Annotated in this window: 18 protein-coding genes and 1 riboswitch; of the genes, 15 read left to right on the top strand and 3 right to left on the bottom strand. The window is 69.9% G+C overall.

Features of this window, described 5'->3' with window-relative positions:
• Positions 1 to 19 precede the first annotated feature (19 nt).
• The 4 genes from coxB (at position 20) to AB0G56_RS03925 (ending at position 4,521) form a co-directional block, all read left to right on the top strand.
• Positions 20 to 979: a cytochrome c oxidase subunit II gene (gene coxB, locus AB0G56_RS03940; protein ID WP_360963156.1), complete on the top strand. Its 960-nt coding sequence runs from the start codon at positions 20 to 22 to the stop codon at positions 977 to 979.
• Complete coding sequence (ctaD, locus tag AB0G56_RS03935; protein WP_360963153.1) at positions 976 to 2,712, top strand: cytochrome c oxidase subunit I; 1,737 nt, start codon at positions 976 to 978, stop codon at positions 2,710 to 2,712. Before coxB ends, ctaD begins: the two co-directional genes overlap by 4 nt.
• A complete protein-coding gene (locus AB0G56_RS03930; RefSeq protein WP_360963150.1) occupies positions 2,709 to 3,107 on the top strand; it encodes a cytochrome c oxidase subunit 4 in 399 nt (132 codons plus the stop codon). Before ctaD ends, AB0G56_RS03930 begins: the two co-directional genes overlap by 4 nt.
• Before the next feature lie 142 nt (positions 3,108 to 3,249).
• The gene (locus AB0G56_RS03925) at positions 3,250 to 4,521 is read left to right on the top strand and encodes an Ig-like domain-containing protein (protein ID WP_360963148.1); all 1,272 of its coding nucleotides are present in this window, start codon (positions 3,250 to 3,252) and stop codon (positions 4,519 to 4,521) included.
• Between the two features lie 130 nt (positions 4,522 to 4,651).
• Here AB0G56_RS03925 and AB0G56_RS03920 read toward each other — a convergent pair whose 3' ends face one another.
• Positions 4,652 to 5,047 carry a hypothetical protein gene (locus tag AB0G56_RS03920; protein WP_360963145.1) on the bottom strand — a complete coding sequence of 132 codons (396 nt, stop codon included), beginning with the start codon at positions 5,045 to 5,047 and terminating at the stop codon, positions 4,652 to 4,654.
• A gap of 207 nt (positions 5,048 to 5,254) precedes the next feature.
• Between AB0G56_RS03920 and AB0G56_RS03915 the strand changes: the two genes are divergently transcribed.
• From AB0G56_RS03915 to AB0G56_RS03890, 6 genes are all read left to right on the top strand, one after another.
• Positions 5,255 to 5,875 carry a heme-copper oxidase subunit III gene (locus AB0G56_RS03915; RefSeq protein WP_360963142.1) on the top strand — a complete coding sequence of 207 codons (621 nt, stop codon included), beginning with the start codon at positions 5,255 to 5,257 and terminating at the stop codon, positions 5,873 to 5,875.
• A gap of 62 nt (positions 5,876 to 5,937) precedes the next feature.
• Positions 5,938 to 6,747, top strand: coding sequence for a c-type cytochrome (locus AB0G56_RS03910; RefSeq protein WP_360963139.1), 810 nt, complete (start codon positions 5,938 to 5,940; stop codon positions 6,745 to 6,747).
• Positions 6,744 to 7,802 carry a Rieske 2Fe-2S domain-containing protein gene (locus AB0G56_RS03905; protein ID WP_360963136.1) on the top strand — a complete coding sequence of 353 codons (1,059 nt, stop codon included), beginning with the start codon at positions 6,744 to 6,746 and terminating at the stop codon, positions 7,800 to 7,802. The genes AB0G56_RS03910 and AB0G56_RS03905 overlap by 4 nt, the downstream gene beginning before the upstream one ends.
• Complete coding sequence (locus AB0G56_RS03900) at positions 7,799 to 9,436, top strand: ubiquinol-cytochrome c reductase cytochrome b subunit (protein WP_360963133.1); 1,638 nt, start codon at positions 7,799 to 7,801, stop codon at positions 9,434 to 9,436. Before AB0G56_RS03905 ends, AB0G56_RS03900 begins: the two co-directional genes overlap by 4 nt.
• A 148-nt stretch (positions 9,437 to 9,584) precedes the next feature.
• A complete protein-coding gene (gene trpD, locus AB0G56_RS03895; protein WP_360963130.1) occupies positions 9,585 to 10,649 on the top strand; it encodes an anthranilate phosphoribosyltransferase in 1,065 nt (354 codons plus the stop codon).
• Positions 10,650 to 10,733: 84 nt separating this feature from the next.
• Positions 10,734 to 10,850: riboswitch (SAM riboswitch) on the top strand.
• 181 nt (positions 10,851 to 11,031) lie between these two features.
• On the top strand, positions 11,032 to 12,405 hold the full coding sequence (locus AB0G56_RS03890; protein WP_360963127.1) for an aminotransferase class V-fold PLP-dependent enzyme: 1,374 nt from the start codon (positions 11,032 to 11,034) through the stop codon (positions 12,403 to 12,405).
• 60 nt (positions 12,406 to 12,465) lie between these two features.
• On the opposite strand, the gene AB0G56_RS03885 is transcribed toward AB0G56_RS03890, so the two are convergent.
• Complete coding sequence (locus AB0G56_RS03885) at positions 12,466 to 12,747, bottom strand: Lrp/AsnC ligand binding domain-containing protein (RefSeq protein WP_360963124.1); 282 nt, start codon at positions 12,745 to 12,747, stop codon at positions 12,466 to 12,468.
• Positions 12,744 to 13,496: a rhomboid family intramembrane serine protease gene (locus tag AB0G56_RS03880; RefSeq protein WP_360963121.1), complete on the bottom strand. Its 753-nt coding sequence runs from the start codon at positions 13,494 to 13,496 to the stop codon at positions 12,744 to 12,746. The genes AB0G56_RS03885 and AB0G56_RS03880 overlap by 4 nt, the downstream gene beginning before the upstream one ends.
• A 155-nt stretch (positions 13,497 to 13,651) precedes the next feature.
• On the opposite strand from AB0G56_RS03880, the gene AB0G56_RS03875 reads away from it, so the two are divergent.
• The 5 genes from AB0G56_RS03875 to AB0G56_RS03855 all read left to right on the top strand — a co-directional run bounded on the left by AB0G56_RS03875 (position 13,652) and on the right by AB0G56_RS03855 (position 19,328).
• Positions 13,652 to 13,891 (top strand): hypothetical protein, encoded by a 240-nt coding sequence (locus AB0G56_RS03875; RefSeq protein ID WP_360963118.1) that lies wholly within the window; start codon positions 13,652 to 13,654, stop codon positions 13,889 to 13,891.
• A 58-nt stretch (positions 13,892 to 13,949) separates the two neighbouring features.
• Positions 13,950 to 15,299 carry an NYN domain-containing protein gene (locus tag AB0G56_RS03870; RefSeq protein ID WP_360963116.1) on the top strand — a complete coding sequence of 450 codons (1,350 nt, stop codon included), beginning with the start codon at positions 13,950 to 13,952 and terminating at the stop codon, positions 15,297 to 15,299.
• A 357-nt stretch (positions 15,300 to 15,656) separates the two neighbouring features.
• Entirely contained in the window at positions 15,657 to 16,691 is a 1,035-nt protein-coding gene (locus tag AB0G56_RS03865) for an NlpC/P60 family protein (protein ID WP_360963113.1), read from the top strand.
• Positions 16,692 to 17,050: 359 nt separating this feature from the next.
• Positions 17,051 to 18,106 carry an NlpC/P60 family protein gene (locus AB0G56_RS03860; RefSeq protein WP_360963110.1) on the top strand — a complete coding sequence of 352 codons (1,056 nt, stop codon included), beginning with the start codon at positions 17,051 to 17,053 and terminating at the stop codon, positions 18,104 to 18,106.
• 31 nt (positions 18,107 to 18,137) lie between these two features.
• Positions 18,138 to 19,328 carry a hypothetical protein gene (locus AB0G56_RS03855; protein ID WP_360963107.1) on the top strand — a complete coding sequence of 397 codons (1,191 nt, stop codon included), beginning with the start codon at positions 18,138 to 18,140 and terminating at the stop codon, positions 19,326 to 19,328.
• Positions 19,329 to 19,393 lie beyond the last annotated feature (65 nt).

The raw sequence follows: 19,393 nt of genomic DNA, 5'->3' as shown, positions 1-19,393 counted from the left end.
ACTCTCGGGAAGGCGCTACGTGAGTCCCAACGGCTCCGACCGCTCGCCGCGGCGCCCGATGCGGCGGAAGCTGCTGCAGGCACTGACTGCGGGCCTGGTCCTGGCGACCGCAACCGGTTGCACATACAAGGACTTCCCCCGGCTGGGTATGCCCACCCCGGCCACGGAAGAGGCTCCGCGGATCCTCTCGCTGTGGCAGGGGTCCTGGGCGGCCGCGATCGCGGTCGGCGTGCTGGTGTGGGGTCTGATCCTGTGGAGTGCTTTCTTCCACCGGCGCAGCCGCACCAAGGTCGAGGTACCTCCGCAGACCCGGTACAACATGCCCATCGAGGCCCTGTACACGGTGGTCCCGCTCATCATCGTCTCGGTGCTCTTCTACTTCACGGCCCGCGACGAGTCGAAGCTCCTCGACGAATCCAAGAAGCCCGACGTCACGGTCAACGTCGTCGGCTACCAGTGGAGCTGGGCGTTCAACTACGTCACGCCCGTCGCCGGTTCGGCGGGTGACGCGAAGACCGACAAGAACCTGCTGGCCATTCCGGACCGGTTCAAGAAGGACTTCCCGGCGAACGCCGGCGGTGTCTACGACTTCGGTACGCCGGCCACGCGGAACCCGCAGAACGGCAACCCGGGTCCGACCCTGTGGCTGCCCAAGGGCAAGACCGTCCGCTTCATCCTCACCTCTCGGGACGTCAACCACTCGTTCTGGGTGCTGCCGTTCCTGATGAAGATGGACGTCATCCCCGGCCACACCAACTCCTTCCAGGTGACCCCCAACCAGGAGGGCACCTTCCGGGGCAAGTGCGCCGAGCTCTGCGGCCAGGACCACTCCCGGATGCTGTTCAACGTGAAGGTCGTCTCGCCGGACCGTTACGAGCAGCACCTCAAGGACCTCGCTAAGAAGGGGCAGACCGGTTACGTTCCCGCCGGCATCGCGCAGACGAGCCACGAGAAGAACCGGGAGACGAACAACCTGTGAGCATCCTCAACGAACCTCAGGGTGCCGCGGCGGCAGCGGGCTCCTTCGGGAGCGAGCAGCCGGTCCGGCGCAAGCAACCCGGTAACGTCGTGATCAAGTGGCTGACGACCACGGACCACAAGACGATCGGCACGCTCTATCTGGTCACGTCGTTCGCGTTCTTCTGCATCGGCGGCGTGATGGCGCTCCTCATGCGCGCCGAGCTGGCCCGTCCGGGCCTGCAGATCATGTCGAACGAGCAGTTCAACCAGGCGTTCACGATGCACGGCACGATCATGCTGCTGATGTTCGCGACGCCGCTGTTCGCCGGCTTCACCAACTGGATCATGCCGCTGCAGATCGGCGCCCCGGACGTGGCGTTCCCGCGGCTGAACATGTTCGCCTACTGGCTGTACCTGTTCGGCTCGCTGATCGCGGTGGGCGGCTTCCTCACCCCGCAGGGTGCGGCCGACTTCGGCTGGTTCGCCTACGCCCCGCTGTCGGACGCGGTGCACTCGCCGGGTATCGGCGGCGACATGTGGATCATGGGTCTGGCCTTCTCCGGCTTCGGCACGATCCTCGGCTCGGTCAACTTCATCACCACGATCATCTGCATGCGCGCGCCCGGCATGACCATGTTCCGCATGCCGATCTTCGTGTGGAACGTGCTGCTGACCGCGGTACTGGTCCTGCTGGCCTTCCCGGTGCTGGCCGCCGCCCTGTTCGCCCTGGAGGCGGACCGCAAGTTCGGAGCCCACGTCTTCGACGCGGCGAACGGCGGAGCCTTGCTCTGGCAACACCTCTTCTGGTTCTTCGGCCATCCAGAGGTGTACATCATCGCGCTGCCGTTCTTCGGCATCATCAGTGAGGTCATCCCGGTCTTCTCCCGCAAGCCGATGTTCGGCTACATGGGTCTGATCGGTGCCACGATCTCCATCGCGGGTCTGTCCGTGACGGTGTGGGCCCACCACATGTACGTCACCGGTGGTGTGCTGCTGCCGTTCTTCTCCTTCATGACCTTCCTTATCGCGGTCCCGACCGGTGTGAAGTTCTTCAACTGGATCGGCACCATGTGGAAGGGCAGTCTCTCCTTCGAGACGCCCATGCTGTGGGCGACCGGCTTCCTGATCACCTTCACGTTCGGTGGTCTGACCGGCGTCATCCTGGCGGCCCCGCCGCTGGACTTCCACATCTCCGACTCGTACTTCGTGGTGGCGCACTTCCACTACGTCGTCTTCGGCACGGTCGTCTTCGCGATGTTCTCCGGCTTCCACTTCTGGTGGCCGAAGTTCACCGGCAAGATGCTCGACGAGCGCCTGGGCAAGATGACCTTCTGGATGCTGTTCATCGGCTTCCACGGCACCTTCCTCATCCAGCACTGGCTGGGCGTCGAGGGCATGCCGCGCCGGTACGCCGACTACCTGTCGGCCGACGGCTTCACCGCCCTGAACACGGTGTCGACGATCTTCTCTTTCCTGCTCGGCCTGTCGATCCTGCCGTTCTTCTACAACGTCTGGAAGACGGCCAAGTACGGCAAGCCGGTCAACATGGACGACCCGTGGGGCTACGGCCGCTCGCTGGAGTGGGCGACCTCCTGCCCGCCGCCGCGGCACAACTTCCTCACCCTGCCGCGGATCCGCAGTGAATCCCCGGCGTTCGACCTGCACCACCCGGAGATCGCCGCGCTCGACCAGCTCGAGAACGCGGGTCACGGTGAGAAGGCCCTCGCTGGCGGCAAGGAGGCCGGCAAGTGAAGATCCAGGGCAAGATGTTCATCTGGCTGAGCGCCTTCCTGCTCGTCATGGCGATCGTCTATGGCGTGTGGTCGAAGGAGCCGGCCGGTACCACGGCCCTCTTCCTCTCCTTCGGCCTGAGCATCATGGTCGGCTTCTACCTCGGCTTCACGGCCAAGCGGGTCGACGCGGGCGCTCAGGACAACAAGGAGGCCGATGTCGCGGACGACGCCGGTGAGCTGGGCTTCTTCAGCCCGCACAGCTGGCAGCCGCTCGCCCTCGGTGTCGGTGGCGCGCTGGCCTTCCTGGGCGTGGCCCTCGGCTGGTGGCTGCTGTACTTCGGAGCGCCGATCGTCTTCATCGCTCTGCTCGGCTGGGTCTTCGAGTACTACCGCGGTGAGAACCGCACCCAGTAGGACCCAGTAGCACGAACTGAAGACCGGGCAACCCGGGCACTCCGTCGAACGAGTGCCCGGGTTCCTTCTTTTCGTCGTACCTGTGTCCCCCGAATGGACGACCCACCGTGCCGGAGTTGACGGAGCTACTTAGCGTGCTGCCATGAGCACCACACTGTTCTCCCGGGGCGCACAGGCCGGTGTCAGTTGCACTCTTCTGGTGGTCGCCCTCGGCACGGGTCTGACCGCCTGCGGAGCGGACGACAACCCCCTGGCAGCCGACCCCTACGACGCGGCGGACCAGATCACCTTCAACGGTCCCACGGAGGCCGGCAAGCAGGCCGACCCGGAAAAGCCCTTGGTCATCACCACCTCGGGCTCCGACGGGCGCATCACGGACGTCACAGCCGTGGACGCCACGGGACGGCACGTCTCCGGCGAACTGGCCGCCGACGGCCGCCGCTGGCACAGCACCTCACCCCTGGCCGCGGGCGCCCACTACACGCTGACGGTGAGCACCGAGGACGACGACGGCTCCCCCGGCCGCAAGGTCCTCACCTTCGACACCAGCAAGCCCACCACCACCAAGCGCCTGAACGTGACGTTCGGCCCGGAGGCGGGCACCTACGGGGTCGGCGAGCCCATCGTGGCCGAACTGGACCAGCCGGTGAAGGACAAGGCGCAACGCGCCGTCGTGGAGCGCGGCCTCCAGGTCGAGTCCACGCCCGCCGTGCGCGGCACCTGGTACTGGGTGAACGACAAGACGCTCCACTACCGGCCCAGGGACTACTGGCCCGTCGGCGCCACCATCAAGGTGCGCAGCACGCTCCAGGACATCCGCATCGGCGACCTCCTGTACGGCGGCACCGCCAAGCCGCTGACCATCACCACCGGGAACCGCGTCGTCGCCGTCACGGACGCCGCCACGCACCGGCTGACGGTCTACAGGAACGACGAGAAGATCAAGGAGATCCCCGTCACCACCGGCAAGGCCGGTTTCGAGACCCGCAACGGCGTCAAGGTGGTCCTCGCCAAGCAGTACTTCGTGCGGATGAAGAGCTCCACCGTCGGCATCGCCGCGGGCAGTTCGGACTCCTACGACATGCCGGTGTACTACGCCACCCGGGTGACCTGGAGCGGTGAGTTCGTGCACGCCGCCCCCTGGTCCGTGGGCTCCCAGGGCATCGCCAACGTCAGCCACGGCTGCACCGGCATGAGCACCTCGAACGCCAAGTGGTTCTTCGACAACATCCACGAGGGCGACGTCGTCCAGGTCGTGAACTCCAAGGGCAAGGCGATGGAGCTGTTCGACAACGGCTTCGGCGACTGGAACCTGCCCTGGCAGAAGTGGCTCCAGGGCAGCGCCCTGACCTCCGGCGCCCAGTCGGCCACCCCCCAGGGCAACCCGGCCAGACTGAGCCCCCAGGGCCTCTGAGGAGGCGGCAGGACCAGGAGGGGCCCGGGACGGCACCGACATGCGGCTCCGCCGCGTGGGCGAGCCCGGCCCGGGACTGCCCGCGGCCGCGAGGCACCGGGCCGCCCCCGCCCCTCGGACGCCCAGCCGCTCAGACCAGCGCGGGCTTGCGCAGCAACGCGGCCAGCGCGGTGGCGAACTCCACCGGCTCCACCGGCGAGGTGACCGCCGCGTCCGCACGGCTCCACGTCGCCAGCCAGGCGTCCTGGGGCCGTCCGATGAGCAGCAGCACCGGCGGGCAGCGGAAGACCTCGTCCTTGATCTGGCGGCACATCCCCATGCCACCCATCGGCACGGCCTCGCCGTCCAGGACGCAGACGTCGATCCCGCCCCGGTCCAGCTCGGCGAGGACCGCCGCGGGTGTGGCGCACTCCACGAACTCCACCACGGGCGCGTCCTGCGCCGGCCGCCGGCCGGTGGCCAGCCGCACCTGCTCCCGGGTGTTGGCGTCGTCGCTGTAGACCAGGACCGTCGCGGTCGCCTGCATTGTTCCTCCACGCCTCTTGGGAAGACCTTGAGAAGACACAGCAAAGTGCGGGAACTTCCGGGTACCGATGGCGCGGATGCTACTCCCTCCCAGACTCGCCCAACACCGCCTGGAACACCCCTTCGATGGGCCATACGGGCTGGACACACCCCACAGACACTCCGAACGGCACCCCCCGGAGTGAGGGCGGGATAAGCGACCGACATAATGTCGGTCGTGGCGACAGCAACGACAGTAGAAACCGGGCACGCGCACCCGTCGGTCAACCGGCCGAACCTCACCAGCGTCGGAACCATCATCTGGCTGAGTTCCGAGCTGATGTTCTTCGCGGCCCTCTTCGCGATGTACTTCACCCTGCGATCGGTGACGGGTCCGGCGCACTGGAAGGAGATGGCGGACCACCTCAACGTCCCCTTCTCGTCGGCGAACACCACGATCCTGGTGCTCTCCTCACTCACCTGCCAGCTCGGCGTCTTCGCCGCCGAGCGCGGTGACGTGAAGAAGCTCCGGGGCTGGTTCACCGTCACCTTCATCATGGGTGCGATCTTCATCGGCGGTCAGATCTACGAGTACACCAGCCTGGTGAAGGAGGACGGGCTCTCCCTGTCCTCCGACCCGTACGGCTCGGTGTTCTACCTGACCACCGGCTTCCACGGCCTGCACGTGACGGGCGGTCTCATCGCCTTCCTGCTGGTCCTCGGCCGCACCTACGCGGCCAAGAGGTTCACGCACGAGCAGGCGACGGCGGCCATCGTCGTGTCCTACTACTGGCACTTCGTCGATGTCGTCTGGATCGGCCTCTTCGCCACGATCTACCTGATCAAGTAGCCGAAGAACCGATCCGAGTCCGCAAAGCATCGACGCAGAAGATCCTGACACCGGGGTAATCCGTGAAAAAGCTCTCCGCACGACGACGCCATCCGCTGGCGGCGGTCGTCGTCCTCCTTCTCGCGCTGGCGGCCACGGGGGGGCTGTACACCGCGTTCGCGCCCGCGAGCAAGGCGAAGGCCGACGACTCCGCTCAGTCCCTCACCATCGAGGAGGGCAAGAAGCTCTACCAGGTCGGCTGCGCAAGCTGCCACGGCACCGGTGGTCAGGGCACCACTGACGGTCCGTCCCTGGTGGGCGTGGGCGCCGCGGCAGTCGACTTCCAGGTCGGCACGGGCCGTATGCCGGCCCAGCAGCCGGGCGCGCAGATCCCGCGCAAGAAGGTCATCTACAGCCAGGCCGAGATCGACCAGCTGGCGGCGTACATCGCCTCCCTGGGCTCCGGGCCGGCCGTGCCGACGAAGAACCAGTACAGCCCGGAGGGCGCGGACATCGCCAAGGGCGGTGAGCTGTTCCGTACCAACTGCGCCCAGTGCCACAACTTCACCGGCAAGGGCGGTGCGCTCACGCACGGCAAGTTCGCCCCGGACCTCACGGGCGTCGCCCCGAAGCACATCTACGAGGCCATGCAGACCGGCCCGCAGAACATGCCGTCCTTCCCCGACACGACCATGTCCGGGAAGAACAAGAAGGACATCATCGCGTACCTGAACGCGATCAACGGCGACCAGACGACCAACCCCGGCGGTCTTGAGCTGGGCGGCCTCGGGCCGGTCAGCGAGGGTCTGTTCGCGTGGATCTTCGGACTGGGCGCGCTGATCGCCGTCGCCGTGTGGGTCGCCGCTCGGACCGCAAAGGCCAAGAAGTCATGAGTAGCCAAGACATTCCAGAAGAGAACCTGCCTGCCGAGCAGGGCACGGCGCACGGCGCCGTAGGGGTCGCGGACGACAAGAACCCGTTCGCCGACCCGGGCCTGCCGCCCCACGAGCACCGGATCCAGGACATCGACGAGCGGGCCGCCAGGCGGTCCGAGCGTGCCGTCGCCCTGCTGTTCACGGTCTCGATGCTGGCCACCGCGGGGTTCATCGCCTCGTACGTGACCATCCCGAACGACAAGTCGATCTTCGTCTTCCCGCTCGGGCACATCAGCGCGATGAACTTCGCGCTGGGCCTGACGCTGGGTGTGGCGCTGTTCTGCATCGGCGCGGGCGCGGTCCACTGGGCCCGCACCCTGATGTCCGACGCGGAGGTCGCCGACGAGCGTCACCCGATCGAGGCGTCCCCCGAGGTCCGCGCGAAGGTCCACGCCGACTTCAAGCAGGGCGCCAAGGAGTCCGCGATCGGCCGCCGCCCGCTGATCCGCAACACCATGCTGGGCGCGCTCACCCTGGTCCCGCTCTCCGGCCTGTTCCTGCTGCGCGACCTGGGCCCGCTGCCCAAGGAGTCCCTCCGCCACACCATGTGGGCCAAGGGCAAGCGCCTGGTCAACATGAACACCAACCAGCCGCTGCGTCCCGAGGACGTCGCCGTCGGTTCGCTGACCTTCGCCAAGCCCGAGGGCCTGGAGGAGACGAACGAGGACTTCCAGACCGAGATCGCCAAGGCGGCCCTGATGATCGTCCGGCTCCAGCCGGACAACATCAAGGACAAGCGCGAACTCGCATGGTCGCACCAGGGCGTCGTTGCCTACTCGAAGATCTGCACCCACGTCGGTTGCCCGATCTCCCTGTACGAGCAGCAGACGCACCACGTGCTGTGCCCGTGCCACCAGTCCACCTTCGACCTCTCCGACGGCGCCCGAGTCATCTTCGGCCCGGCCGGTCACGCCCTGCCGCAGCTGCGCATCGGCGTGGACAGCGAGGGGTACCTCGAGGCGCTCGGCGACTTCGAGGAGCCCGTCGGTCCTGCATTCTGGGAGCGCGGATGAGTACTACTGCGAGCAACCCGACCCGCTCGCGCGGGAAGGCACCGGCCGGCGAGAAGCTCGCCGACTGGGCCGACGGCCGGCTGGGCATCTACAGCCTGGCCAAGGCCAACATGCGCAAGATCTTCCCCGACCACTGGTCGTTCATGCTGGGTGAGGTCTGCCTCTACAGCTTCCTGATCATCATCCTCACGGGTGTGTATCTGACGCTGTTCTTCCACCCCTCGATGAACGAGGTGGTGTACCACGGCAGCTACGTCCCGCTCCAGGGACAGCTGATGAGCGAGGCGTTCAACTCGACCCTGCACATCTCCTTCGAGGTGCGCGGTGGTCTGCTCATCCGGCAGATCCACCACTGGGCCGCGCTGATCTTCCTCGCGGGCATGTTCGTGCACATGATGCGCGTGTTCTTCACCGGCGCGTTCCGCAAGCCGCGTGAGATCAACTGGATGTTCGGCTTCCTGCTGTTCGTCCTGGGCATGTTCACCGGTTTCACCGGCTACTCGCTCCCGGACGACCTGCTGTCCGGCACCGGTGTCCGCTTCATGGAGGGCGCGATCCTGTCCGTGCCGATCATCGGCACGTACATCTCGTACTTCCTCTTCGGCGGCGAGTTCCCCGGTCACGACTTCGTGGCCCGGTTCTACTCGATCCACATCCTGCTGCTGCCGGGCATCATGCTCGGCCTGGTCGTCGGCCACCTGATCCTGGTCTTCTACCACAAGCACACGCAGTTCGCGGGCCCCGGCAAGACCAACAACAACGTCGTCGGCATGCCGCTGCTGCCGGTCTACATGGCCAAGGCCGGAGGCTTCTTCTTCCTGGTCTTCGGTGCCATCGCGGCCATCGCGGCGATCGCGCAGATCAACCCGATCTGGGCCATCGGCCCCTACCGGCCGGACCAGGTGTCCACCGGCGCCCAGCCCGACTGGTACATGGGCATGGCCGAGGGTCTCATCCGCGCCATGCCGGGCTGGGAGATCAACTTCTGGGGCCACACGCTGGTCCTGGGCGTGTTCATCCCGCTGGCGCTCTTCGGTGTGGTCCTCGCCGCGATCGCGCTGTACCCGTTCATCGAGGCCTGGGTCACCGGCGACCGGCGCGAGCACCACATCCTGGACCGCCCGCGCAACGTCCCGACCCGCACGGCCTTCGGTGCCGCGTGGATCGCCTGGTACTTCGTGCTGCTGGTCGGTGGTGGAAACGACCTGTGGGCCACCCACTTCCACCTGTCGATCAACGCCATCACCTGGTTCGTCCGCATCGCGTTCTTCCTGGTGCCCGTCATCACGTTCGTCGTCACCAAGCGGATCTGCCTCGGCCTGCAGCGGCGGGACAAGGACAAGGTGCTGCACGGCCGCGAGTCGGGCATCATCAAGCGCCTGCCGCACGGTGAGTTCATCGAGGTCCACGAGCCGCTCAGCCAGGAGCAGCTGTACACCCTCACGGCTCACCACCAGTACGAGCCGGCCGAGATCGGCCCGACGGTCGACGAGAACGGTGTCGAGCGCAAGGTCGGCGGTACGGAGAAGCTGCGCGCCAAGCTCAGCAACGCGTACTTCGGTGAGGACAGCCAGATCGCGAAGCCGACCGTCGAGGAGTACAAGGAGATCACGAGCGGCCACGGCCACCACTGATCGCTTAACCCTGAGCGTCGCCACGCCACGGTCGAAGGGCCCCGTCCGAACCCCGGACGGGGCCCTTCGCCCTGTCCGGGGCTGGATAGGGTGGAAGGCGATACGGCAGAACGTCCGGGCGTCCCGGACACCGATTCAGGAGCGGCTTATGAGCGCTGTGACCCCCGCTGGAGGCGACACCGCGGCGGGCCGTTCCTGGCCCCGGATGCTGAACGGTCTGCTGGAGGGCCGGAACCTGGCCGCCGACGACACCGCCTGGGCCATGGACCGGATCATGGGCGGCGAGGCGACGGACGCCCAGATCGCGGCCTTCGCGGTCGCCCTGCGCGCCAAGGGTGCGACCGTCGAGGAGATCACCGGACTCGTCCGCACGATGTACGAGCACGCGAACGTGATCCAGGTTCCCGGCGCCACCGTCGACATCGTCGGCACCGGCGGCGACGGAGCCAAGACGGTGAACATCTCCACCATGTCCTCGATCGTCGTCGCGGGCACCGGCGCCAAGGTCGTCAAGCACGGCAACCGGGCCGCGTCCTCCGCGTCCGGGGCCTCCGACGTGCTGGAGAAGCTCGGCGTCAACCTCGACCTGACCCCGCGACGGGTCGTCGAGGTCGCCGAGGAGGCCGGGATCACCTTCTGCTTCGCGGTGAAGTTCCACCCGGCGCTGCGCCATGTCGGCGCCGCCCGCGGGCAGTTGGGCATCCGTACGGTGTTCAACCTGCTCGGTCCGCTGACCAACCCGGCGAAGGTGAAGGCCCAGGCGGTCGGTGTGGCCGTGGCGCACGAGGCACCGATCGTGGCGGGTGTCTTCGCCGAACGCGGCAACTCCTCCCTGGTCTTCCGGGGCGACGACGGGCTCGACGAGCTGACCACCACCGCGACCTCGCGGGTGTGGGTGGTCCGGGACGGCGAGGTCACCGAGGAGGCCTTCGACCCGCGCGACGTCGGTCTGGAACTGGTGCCGGTGGAGGCCCTGCGCGGCGCGGACGCCTCCTACAACGCCGAGGTCGCCCGCCGCCTGCTGGACGGCGAGAGCGGCCCCGTACGGGACGCCGTGCTGCTGAACTCGGCGGCGGCCCTGGTCGCCCTGGAGCCGGGCTCCGGGACGCTGGTGGAGCGGATCCGGGCCGGGATGGCGCGGGCGGCCGAGTCGATCGACTCCGGGGCGGCACGGCGCACGCTGGAGCGCTGGGTGGCCGCGAGCAACGCCTGAGGCCGTGCGGTGCGACGCGGGGCGCAGTCCACGATCCGGACTGCGCCTTGCGCGCACAAGATCGTATGGCAGGATGTTGGACCAGGTCATGAGTGACAGCCATATGGCCCCGGCCGGCTGTCCGGCAACCCTCCGTCCGTGGCGGGGTGCCCCGGGTGAAGACCAGGTCGTAGGCAGCGAGGTCTACGGCAAGCGCGGACCCCTCGCGTCACCAGGGGTCCTGGTCGTACGAGGGAGCCTTCCGTGAGCAAGCGAATGCGTTAGGGCGTCGAGCCCCGCCTCCGCACACCCTTTTTCACCTTCGCCGCGCTGGAGCCTCTTCCGGTCTTCGAGCAGTACGTGCTCGCGCGGTGATTCCACCTGCTTTCACGGGAGTTCCTCCATGTCTGTCTCCACCGTTGCCGCCGACCAGTCCGTTTGCCGTGACATTTCCGGGCCGCTGCCCGTTCTGGGACGGGATGTCACCGTGCCGCTGGTGACCGGTGGCGAGGTCAGCTACGCCGCCCTCGACTACGCGGCCAGCGCCCCCGCGCTCCAGCGGGTCTGGGACGACGTGGCGGCGTACGCGCCGTACTACGGCAGCGTCCACCGCGGCGCCGGCTACCTCTCGCAGCTCTCCACCGACCTCTTCGAGAACGCCCGGCGCACGGTCGCCGAGTTCCTCGACTGCCGCGCGGACGACCAGGTGGTGTTCACCCGGTCCACCACCGACTCCCTCAACCTCCTGGCCCGGGTGGTCCCGGCGGACTGCCGGGTGTTCGTCTTCGAGACCGAGCACCACGCCTCGCTGCTGCCGTGGCGGGACGCGCAGGTGACCTACCTCAACGCCCCGCGCACCCCCGAGCAGGCCGTGGCCACCCTGGAGCGGGCCCTGGCCGAGCGCGAGCCGCACGGCCCCGCCCTGGTCTGCGTCACCGGCGCCTCCAACGTCACCGGTGAACTGTGGCCCGTACGGGAGCTGGCCGCCGCCGCGCACGCGCACGGCGCCCGGATCGTCCTGGACGCCGCCCAGCTCGCCCCGCACCACCCGGTGTCCGTCAAGGACCTCGACGTCGACTGGGTCGCCTTCTCCGGCCACAAGCTCTACGCCCCCTTCGGCTCCGGCGTGCTGGCCGGGCGCGCGGACTGGCTGCGCGCGGCCGAGCCGTACCTCGCGGGCGGTGGCGCCAGCCGCCGGGTGACGCGGCGCACCGACGGGGGAGTGGACGTGGAGTGGCACGACAGCGCCGCCCGCCACGAGGCCGGCTCGCCGAACGTCATCGGCGCCTACTCCATCGCCGCGGCCTGCAAGGCGCTGACCGAGGCCGGGTTCGACACGCTGGTGGCCCGCGAGCAGTACCTCATCGGCGAGGTCCGAAAGGGGCTGGCCGCGGTCCCGGAGGTCAAGGTGCTCTCCCTGTTCGGGGACGACGCCCCGCGGGTCGGCGTGATCTCCTTCGTCGTGGAGGGCTGGAACAGCTCGCACTTCGCCGCCGCGCTCTCCGCCGAGTACGGCATCGGCGTCCGCGACGGCCTGTTCTGCGCCCACCCGCTGGTGCGCACCCTGCTCGGCAGCGACCCGCAGACCCAGGGCGAGTGCGGCGCCCCCGAGGCCGCGCCCGGCGAGAAGTCCCTCAACGCCATCCGTGTCAGCTTCGGCGCGGGCACCCCCGACGAGCACGTGGAGCGCTTCGTGACGGCGGTGCGGGAACTGGTGGCCGAGGGTGCGAAGTGGTCGTACCGCACGGAGGACGGCCGCTGCGTCCCGGCCGTGTGAGGCCCGGCGCCCCGGACGCGGTGTCCGCAGGGTGGTGTCCAGGAGGCGGTGTTCAGGCGGTCAGGAGTCAAGACCGATCGCGAACGCCGCCTCAAGGTCGTGCTGCGAGTACGTGCGGAAGGCGACGTGCGTGTCCGTGGCCTGAACGCCGGGGATCTTGCTGATCCGGCCCGGGATGATCTCCGCCAGGTCCTCGTGCCGGCCCACCCGCACCATGGCGATCAGGTCGTACGTCCCGGTGACGGAGAAGACCTCGCTCACGCTCTCCAGCGAGGCGATCCGCTCGGCGATCTCGGGGATCCGGTCCACGCTGGTCTTGATGAGGACGATCGCGGTGATCACGGCTGGTTCTCTCCCTCGGGGGCCGGAGCAGGGGTGACCTTCACTCTAGTCGGCCGCCCGAACCTGGCCCACGCGTAGCCGAAGCCGAGCGCGAAGCCGACGACGTGGGCCAGGTAGGCCACGCCGGGCCCGTCGGCCGCCCGGCCCGCCGCCAGCCACTGCAGGGCCGCCCAGAACGGCAGGACGACCCAGGCGGGCAGGCGCAGCGGCAGGAAGAAGAGGAACGGCAGCACGCTGGTGACCCGGGCCCGCGGGAAGAGGTACAGGAAGGCGCCGAGCACCGCCGAGATCGCGCCCGACGCCCCGACCAGGGTCTGGGCGGAGTCCGCGTGGGCGCCCGCGTACCCCAGCAGGGCCAGGTAGCCGCAGCCGACGTAGAACAGCGTGAACTCGACGCGGCCCACGCGTTCCTCGGTCATCGCGCCGAAGACGTACAGGAAGAGCATGTTGCCGAGCAGGTGCACCCAGCTGCCGTGCACGAACAGGGCCGTCGCGGGGGTGAGCGCGGCCCGCGCCGAGCCCGTGAAGAGGTCGGCGGGGAGCACGCCCCAGTGCCGGAAGTAGGCCTGCTGGGCCCGCACCAGGGCGTCCCCGGTGCCGTAGGCGGGGACGAGGCCCGCCGCGGGGCCGCTCGCGAAGACCGCGCAGCACAGGACGATCAGGGCGGTCGTCACCGGCGCCGGTGTGGTCCGTACCGCTCTGAGGGCCCTGACCGCCCGGGCGGCGACCGCGTTCCTGTAGCTGATCATGTGCACAGAGCATGACGCAACGGGGCGTACCAGCACAGATCGCCTCGCCGCCGTGGACAGCCGGGCGCCGAGGGGCCCCCAGGCCGTAGGGTTACGAGCCGGCGCACCGGGAAGCCGGCGCGTCACGGACTTGGGAAGGAAAGTGAGCAGCCCCGATGACGGTTCCCCTGCCGACCGCCACGACGCGGTGGCGCTGCACCCTCTGCGGCAACCTCACCCGTTTCGACGTGACGCGTTCGTCGAAGGTCGTCGAGTACGTCCACCTCGACCTGGCCGGAGAGCCCACGGTCGAGGAGCGCGAGGTCGTCAGTGAGACCATCGAGTCGGTGCGCTGCCGCTGGTGCAACGCCGTGGACAAGGTCGAACTCGTGGACAGGCCGGGCACCGGCTCCTGAGCGGAGCGGGCCCGCACAGGTGACCCCGCGGGGGTCCCGTGAGGCATTGGGGTGACGGATGGCGGAGACACGAGGCGGGGAGCCGGGCGACGGCGCCGCCGAGGTGCTCGACCGTCCGCTGCCCGACGGCGTGCGTCGCCGGGTCGTGCAGATCGTGGCCGACGCCTTCGGCCGGCTGACCGTGAGCGAGCTGCCCGCGCAACTGCGCCAGTACGCCCGGTTCGCGCCCAACCGCCGGGCCAAGTTCGCGGGCAACGCGATGGCGGCGGCCCTGGAGACGGACGCGGTGTTCCGGCAGCGGGTCGGGGAGAAGTTCCGGGAGGCGCAGGAGGAGTTGTGCGGCGCCCTCGACGCCGGCTCGCCGCCCCCGGCCGCGGACCCGCTCGACGTGGCCGCCGCGGCCTACGTCCTGCGCCCGGCGGGCTGGGTGAAGCTGGTGACCGCGGCCGGCGAGGAGGCCCTGCGGGCGCACGCCGAACGCGCCGACGAGGAGAACCGCGCCGAGCTGGAGCGGCTGCGCCGGCAGGTGGCCGCCACCCGCGAGCAGACCCGTGCCGAGACCGAACGGCTGCGCGCCGACCTGGACGCGGCCCGCAAGGAGGCCGAGTCGCTGCACCGCAAGCTGCGCGCGGCGCTCAGCGACGTCAAGCGCGGCGAGGCGGCGCTGCGCAAGCTGCGCGGCGAGACCGAGGCGGTGCGCGCCGAGGCGCAGGTGCAGGTGTCGGCCGCCGAGAGCGAGAACCGGCGGCTCAAGGCCCGCCTGGGCGAGGCGGAGGCCGCCCTGGAGGCCACCCGCAAGGCGGCCCGCGAGGGGCGCAGCGTCGAGGACATGCGGGTGCGGCTGCTGCTGGACACCGTGCTCGAGGCCGCCCAGGGGCTCCGGCGTGAACTGGCGCTGCCGCCGGTGTCCGTACGGCCCGCCGAGACCGTGGACGCGGTGGAGCCGGGCCGGATGACGCCGAAGGACATCGCCGCCCGGGCGCTGTCCGAGCACGACCCGGCGATCCTCGACCAGTTGCTGGCGCTGCCGCAGGCGCACCTGGTCGTCGACGGCTACAACGTCACCAAGACCGGCTATCCGCAGATGCCGCTGGAGAAGCAGCGCCTCAGGCTCCTCGGGCAGCTCTCGCAGCTCGCCGCGCAGACCGGCGCGGAGGTCACCTGTGTGTTCGACGGGGCCGAACTGGCCGCGCCGGTGCTGCTCGCGCCGCCGCGCGGAGTGCGGGTGCTCTTCTCCAAGCCGCGTGTCACCGCGGACGAGTTGATCCGCCAGCTGGTGCGCGCCGAGCCGCCGGGCCGGCCGGTCATCGTCGCCTCCACCGACCGTGAGGTGGCCGACGGGGTGGCCCGGGCGGGAGCGCGTCCGGTGGCGTCGGCGGTGCTGCTGAAGCGGCTGTCGCGCGGCTGAAGTTCCCTCGCCGCGCGGCTGAAGGGCGTGCCCCACGACTTGAAGGACCTGCCCACGGCTGAAGGACCTGCCCACGGCTGAAGGACCTGCCCACGGCTGAAGGACCTGCCCACGGCTGAATTCGGGCAAAAGGCGATTTACTTATCATTCGCAACATAGAGGTTTGATGCCCGAATTGACGGAACCGTCACGCGACGTAGCGTCAACCATGCCTCACCCCTCGTGAGTTGCGTGCAAAGAATGCGGGCTGTGACGGAATTTCTTGGTGGCAGGATTTGAATTCATCACGATGAGGTCACTAGGGTCTGGCTTCGAACCTCCGAGCGGGTGGTCACTCACAAGAAGGAGCTCGCTTCCGTGGCGTCCCACCGTCGACCCAAACAGCCCAGTCGCGCACGCGTGACGATGCTCACCACCGCAGCCGCCGCTGCCGTCGCGATCAGCGCGCAGGCGGCCAACGCGGCGCCGAGCGAGAAGCCGAGCAAGGACGAGGTCAAGTCCAAGGTCGACAAGCTCTACGAGCAGGCGGAGCAGGCCACCGAGAAGTACAACGGTGCCAAGGAGAACCAGGAGAAGCTCCAGAAGGAGATCTCCACCATCCAGGACAACGTCGCCCGCGGCCAGCAGGACCTCAACAAACTGCGCGACGGCCTCGGTTCGATGGCGGCCGGCCAGTACCGCACCGGCGGTATCGACCCCTCCCTCCAGCTCTTCCTCTCGTCCCACCCGGACGACTACCTGGACAAGGCCGCCACGCTCGACCAGGTCAGCGGCCAGCAGGCCGACGCGCTGAAGAAGATCCAGGACAAGCAGCGCCAGCTCGCCCAGCAGCGTGCCGAGGCCACCGCGAAGCTCAAGGACCTCGCGGCCACCCGCACCGAACTGGGCAGCAAGAAGAAGGAAGTCCAGGGCAAGCTCGCCGAGGCGCAGAAGCTGCTCAACACGCTCACGGCCAAGGAGAAGCAGCAGCTCGCCGCCGCCGAGCAGACCCGCGCCACCCGCGGCACCGAGCGGGTCTCCATGGGCAAGATCACCCCGGGCAGCGGCCACGCGGGCGCCGCCTTCTCCGCGGCGCAGAGCAAGATAGGCACCCCGTACGTCTACGGCGCCACCGGCCCGTCCTCCTTCGACTGCTCGGGCCTGACCTCCTGGGCGTACGCGCAGGCCGGCGTCTCCATCCCGCGCACCTCCGAGGCACAGGCCAACGCCGGCCAGCGGATCTACTCGCAGAGCCAGCTCCAGGTGGGCGACCTGGTCCTGTTCTACGGCGACCTGCACCACGTCGGGCTCTACGCGGGCAAGGGCATGGTCCTGCACGCCCCGCACACCGGCGCCAACGTGCGCTACGAGTCGATCGGCAACATGCCCTTCCAGTTCGGCGTCCGCATCTGATCCCGACCCACCCGCACGCGCACCGGGCTTCCCTGCCCGGGGGCCGGACCCCACGGTCCGTGGGTCGGACCTCCTGGCCCCCGAACCGGGCCTCCCGGCCCGTAAGCCAGCCGCCCCGGCACGCTGTCACACCGCCCGAACGGGCGAATCGCATCAACGCACGCTGACCCCGCGCCCCGCCCCTGACCTGTGTCGGAGGCGGGGCGCCGTGTCGTGCGCCCGCCGAGGTCTTTGGCCGGTGCGTCTCCGCGCGGCTACTGTCTGCCGCGTTTCCCCCTGCCGCCGTGGCGCACCCCGCCCCGGTACCCGGCCTGCGGGGAGGCAGTCCTTGCCAGCCAGTGGAGGGAGTTCGGCTTCCCGTGGGGTCCCATCGCCGCCTTGCACCGTCCGGGTTCGACCGGGGCGCCGGTGCCGCCCGTGCCGCCGTCACCGCGCTGTCCGCCGCGGCAGCCGTCCTCGGCGCCCTTCCGGCCACCTCGGCCGTCGCCGCGCCGCACGGCGGCACGCGGGCCGAGGTGGACCGGCTCTACCACGAGGCGGAGAAGGCGACCCAGGACTTCGACCGGGCCGACGAGCGCGCCGATGTGCTGCGCCGTCAGGTGCGCGACGCGCAGGACCGCATCGCCCGGCGGCAGCAGCGCGTCAACGCGCTGCGGGAGTCGATCGGCTCGGTGGCCGGAGCCCAGTACCGCTCCGGCGGCCTCGACCCGTCCCTGGCGCTGCTGTTCTCCCGCGACCCGGCCGAGTACCTCGACAAGGCGACCACGCTCGACCGGATCGGCGCCCACCAGGCCGGCGAACTCCAGGAACTGCGCCAGGCCCTGCGCGAACTCGCCCAGGAACGCGCCGAGGCCACCGGTGCCCTCGCCGAACTGGAGAAGAGCCGCACCGCCGTCGCCGCCCACAAGCACACCGTCGAGCGGAAACTGGCGCAGGCCCGGCGGCTGCTCAACTCCCTGACCCGCTCCGAGCGCGACGCCTACGACCGGGCGTCCCGCTCCGGCGGCGACGGCGTCCTGCCCGGCCGCGACGACCTGCTGTCCGGCCCCGGCGGCGGCCCGGCCGCCTCCGGGCGCGCGGCGGCCGCCCTCGCCGCCGCCCGCTCCGCCCTCGGACGCCCCTACGTCTGGGGCGCGAGCGGCCCCTCGGGGTTCGACTGCTCCGGCCTGATGCAGTGGTCGTACGCACAGGCCGGGGTGCATCTGCCGCGCACCTCGCAGGAACAGCGCTACGCCGGCCGGCAGGTCCCGCTCTCCCAGGCCCGCCCCGGCGACCTCGTGGTCTACCGCTCCGACGCCAGCCACGTGGCGATGTACGTGGGCGGCGGCCGGGTGATCCACGCCCCCTACCCGGGCGCCCCCGTGCGCTACGACCCCGTGCACATGCTGCCGGTCTCGTCGGTCACCAGGGTCTGACGCCGCCCCCGGGCAGCCGTACGATCGGGAAATGGCTGGTCGATGGCGGGTGCCGGGAACGTCGGTGGCGGCGGCGTCCCTGTTGCTCGCGTCCCTGACGGCATGCGGCGGGCACTCCGCGACCAACACCGCCCGCGACCAGGTGCAACGACTGCTCGACACCCGGGCCGCCGCGGTGCTCCACCACGACCCGGCGGCGTACGCCACCACCGGCACCCGGGCCCCGTACGCCGGACTCGGCGCCGTGCCGTTCACCGCCTGGTCCTACCGTGTGACCGCCCTGCGCCGCAGCGGCGACCGCGCCACCGCCGACGCCGACCTGAGCTACCGGGTGACCGGCTACGACACGGCCCCCGTCACCGTCGCGCGCACCCTGACCCTGTCCACCACCGCCGACGGGAAGTGGTACGTCGACTCCGACCGGCCCGCGCACAGCTCGGTCCAGCAGCTGTGGGACCAGGGGACCGTGTCGGTGGTCCGGGGCCGCAGCAGCATCGTCCTCGGCGTCGGGCAGAGCGCGGGCACGCTGCGCGGCTACGCCGGTCTGGCCGACCACGCGGTGCCCGCCGTGTCGGACGCCTGGGGCACGGAGTGGAGCCGCCGGGTCGTCGTCCTCGTCCCCGGCTCGCTGGACGGCATGGCGGCGCTGCTCGGCTCGCCCGCCGACGACTACCGCGGCATCGCCGCCGTCACCACCGGCGAGGCGGGCGGCGGCGGTCGGGCACCGGCCGACCGGGTGGTCATCAACCCCGACGCGTACAGCCTGCTCGGCCCCCTCGGCAGACAGGTCGTCCTCACCCACGAGACCACGCACGTCGCCACCCGCACCCACACCGACGCCGCCACCCCGCTGTGGCTGTCCGAGGGCTACGCCGACTGGGTCGGCTACCGGCGCTCCGGGCGCACCCCGGAGCAGGCGGCACCGGAACTCCAGCACGCCGTGGCCGCCGGACACGTGCCCGCCGCGCTGCCGACCGACAAGGACTTCGGCTTCGCCGAGGACGCCACCCGGCTCGCCCAGGCCTACGAGAGCGGCTGGCTCGCCTGCCGGATGATCGCCGCCCACTGGGGCGAGGACCGGCTGGACGCCTTCTACCGGGCCGTCGGCGCCCACGAGCGACGGCCCGGCGCGGTCGAGGAAGCGCTCCACACGGTGCTGGGCACGACCCTGGAGGGCTTCACCGCGCGGTGGCGGGAGTACGTGCGGGCGCAGCTGGGCTGAGCGGGCGGTGGTGCGTCAGGGGGAGGCGTCAGGGGCGGGACAAGGGGAACGGGACAAGGGGACGG

This window comes from Streptomyces sp. NPDC021356 (assembly GCF_040641015.1).
In the GTDB taxonomy this organism is placed as follows: domain Bacteria; phylum Actinomycetota; class Actinomycetes; order Streptomycetales; family Streptomycetaceae; genus Streptomyces.
The sequence above is the reverse complement of the archived record's forward strand: the minus strand, read 5'-3'. Positions and strand labels throughout refer to the sequence as shown.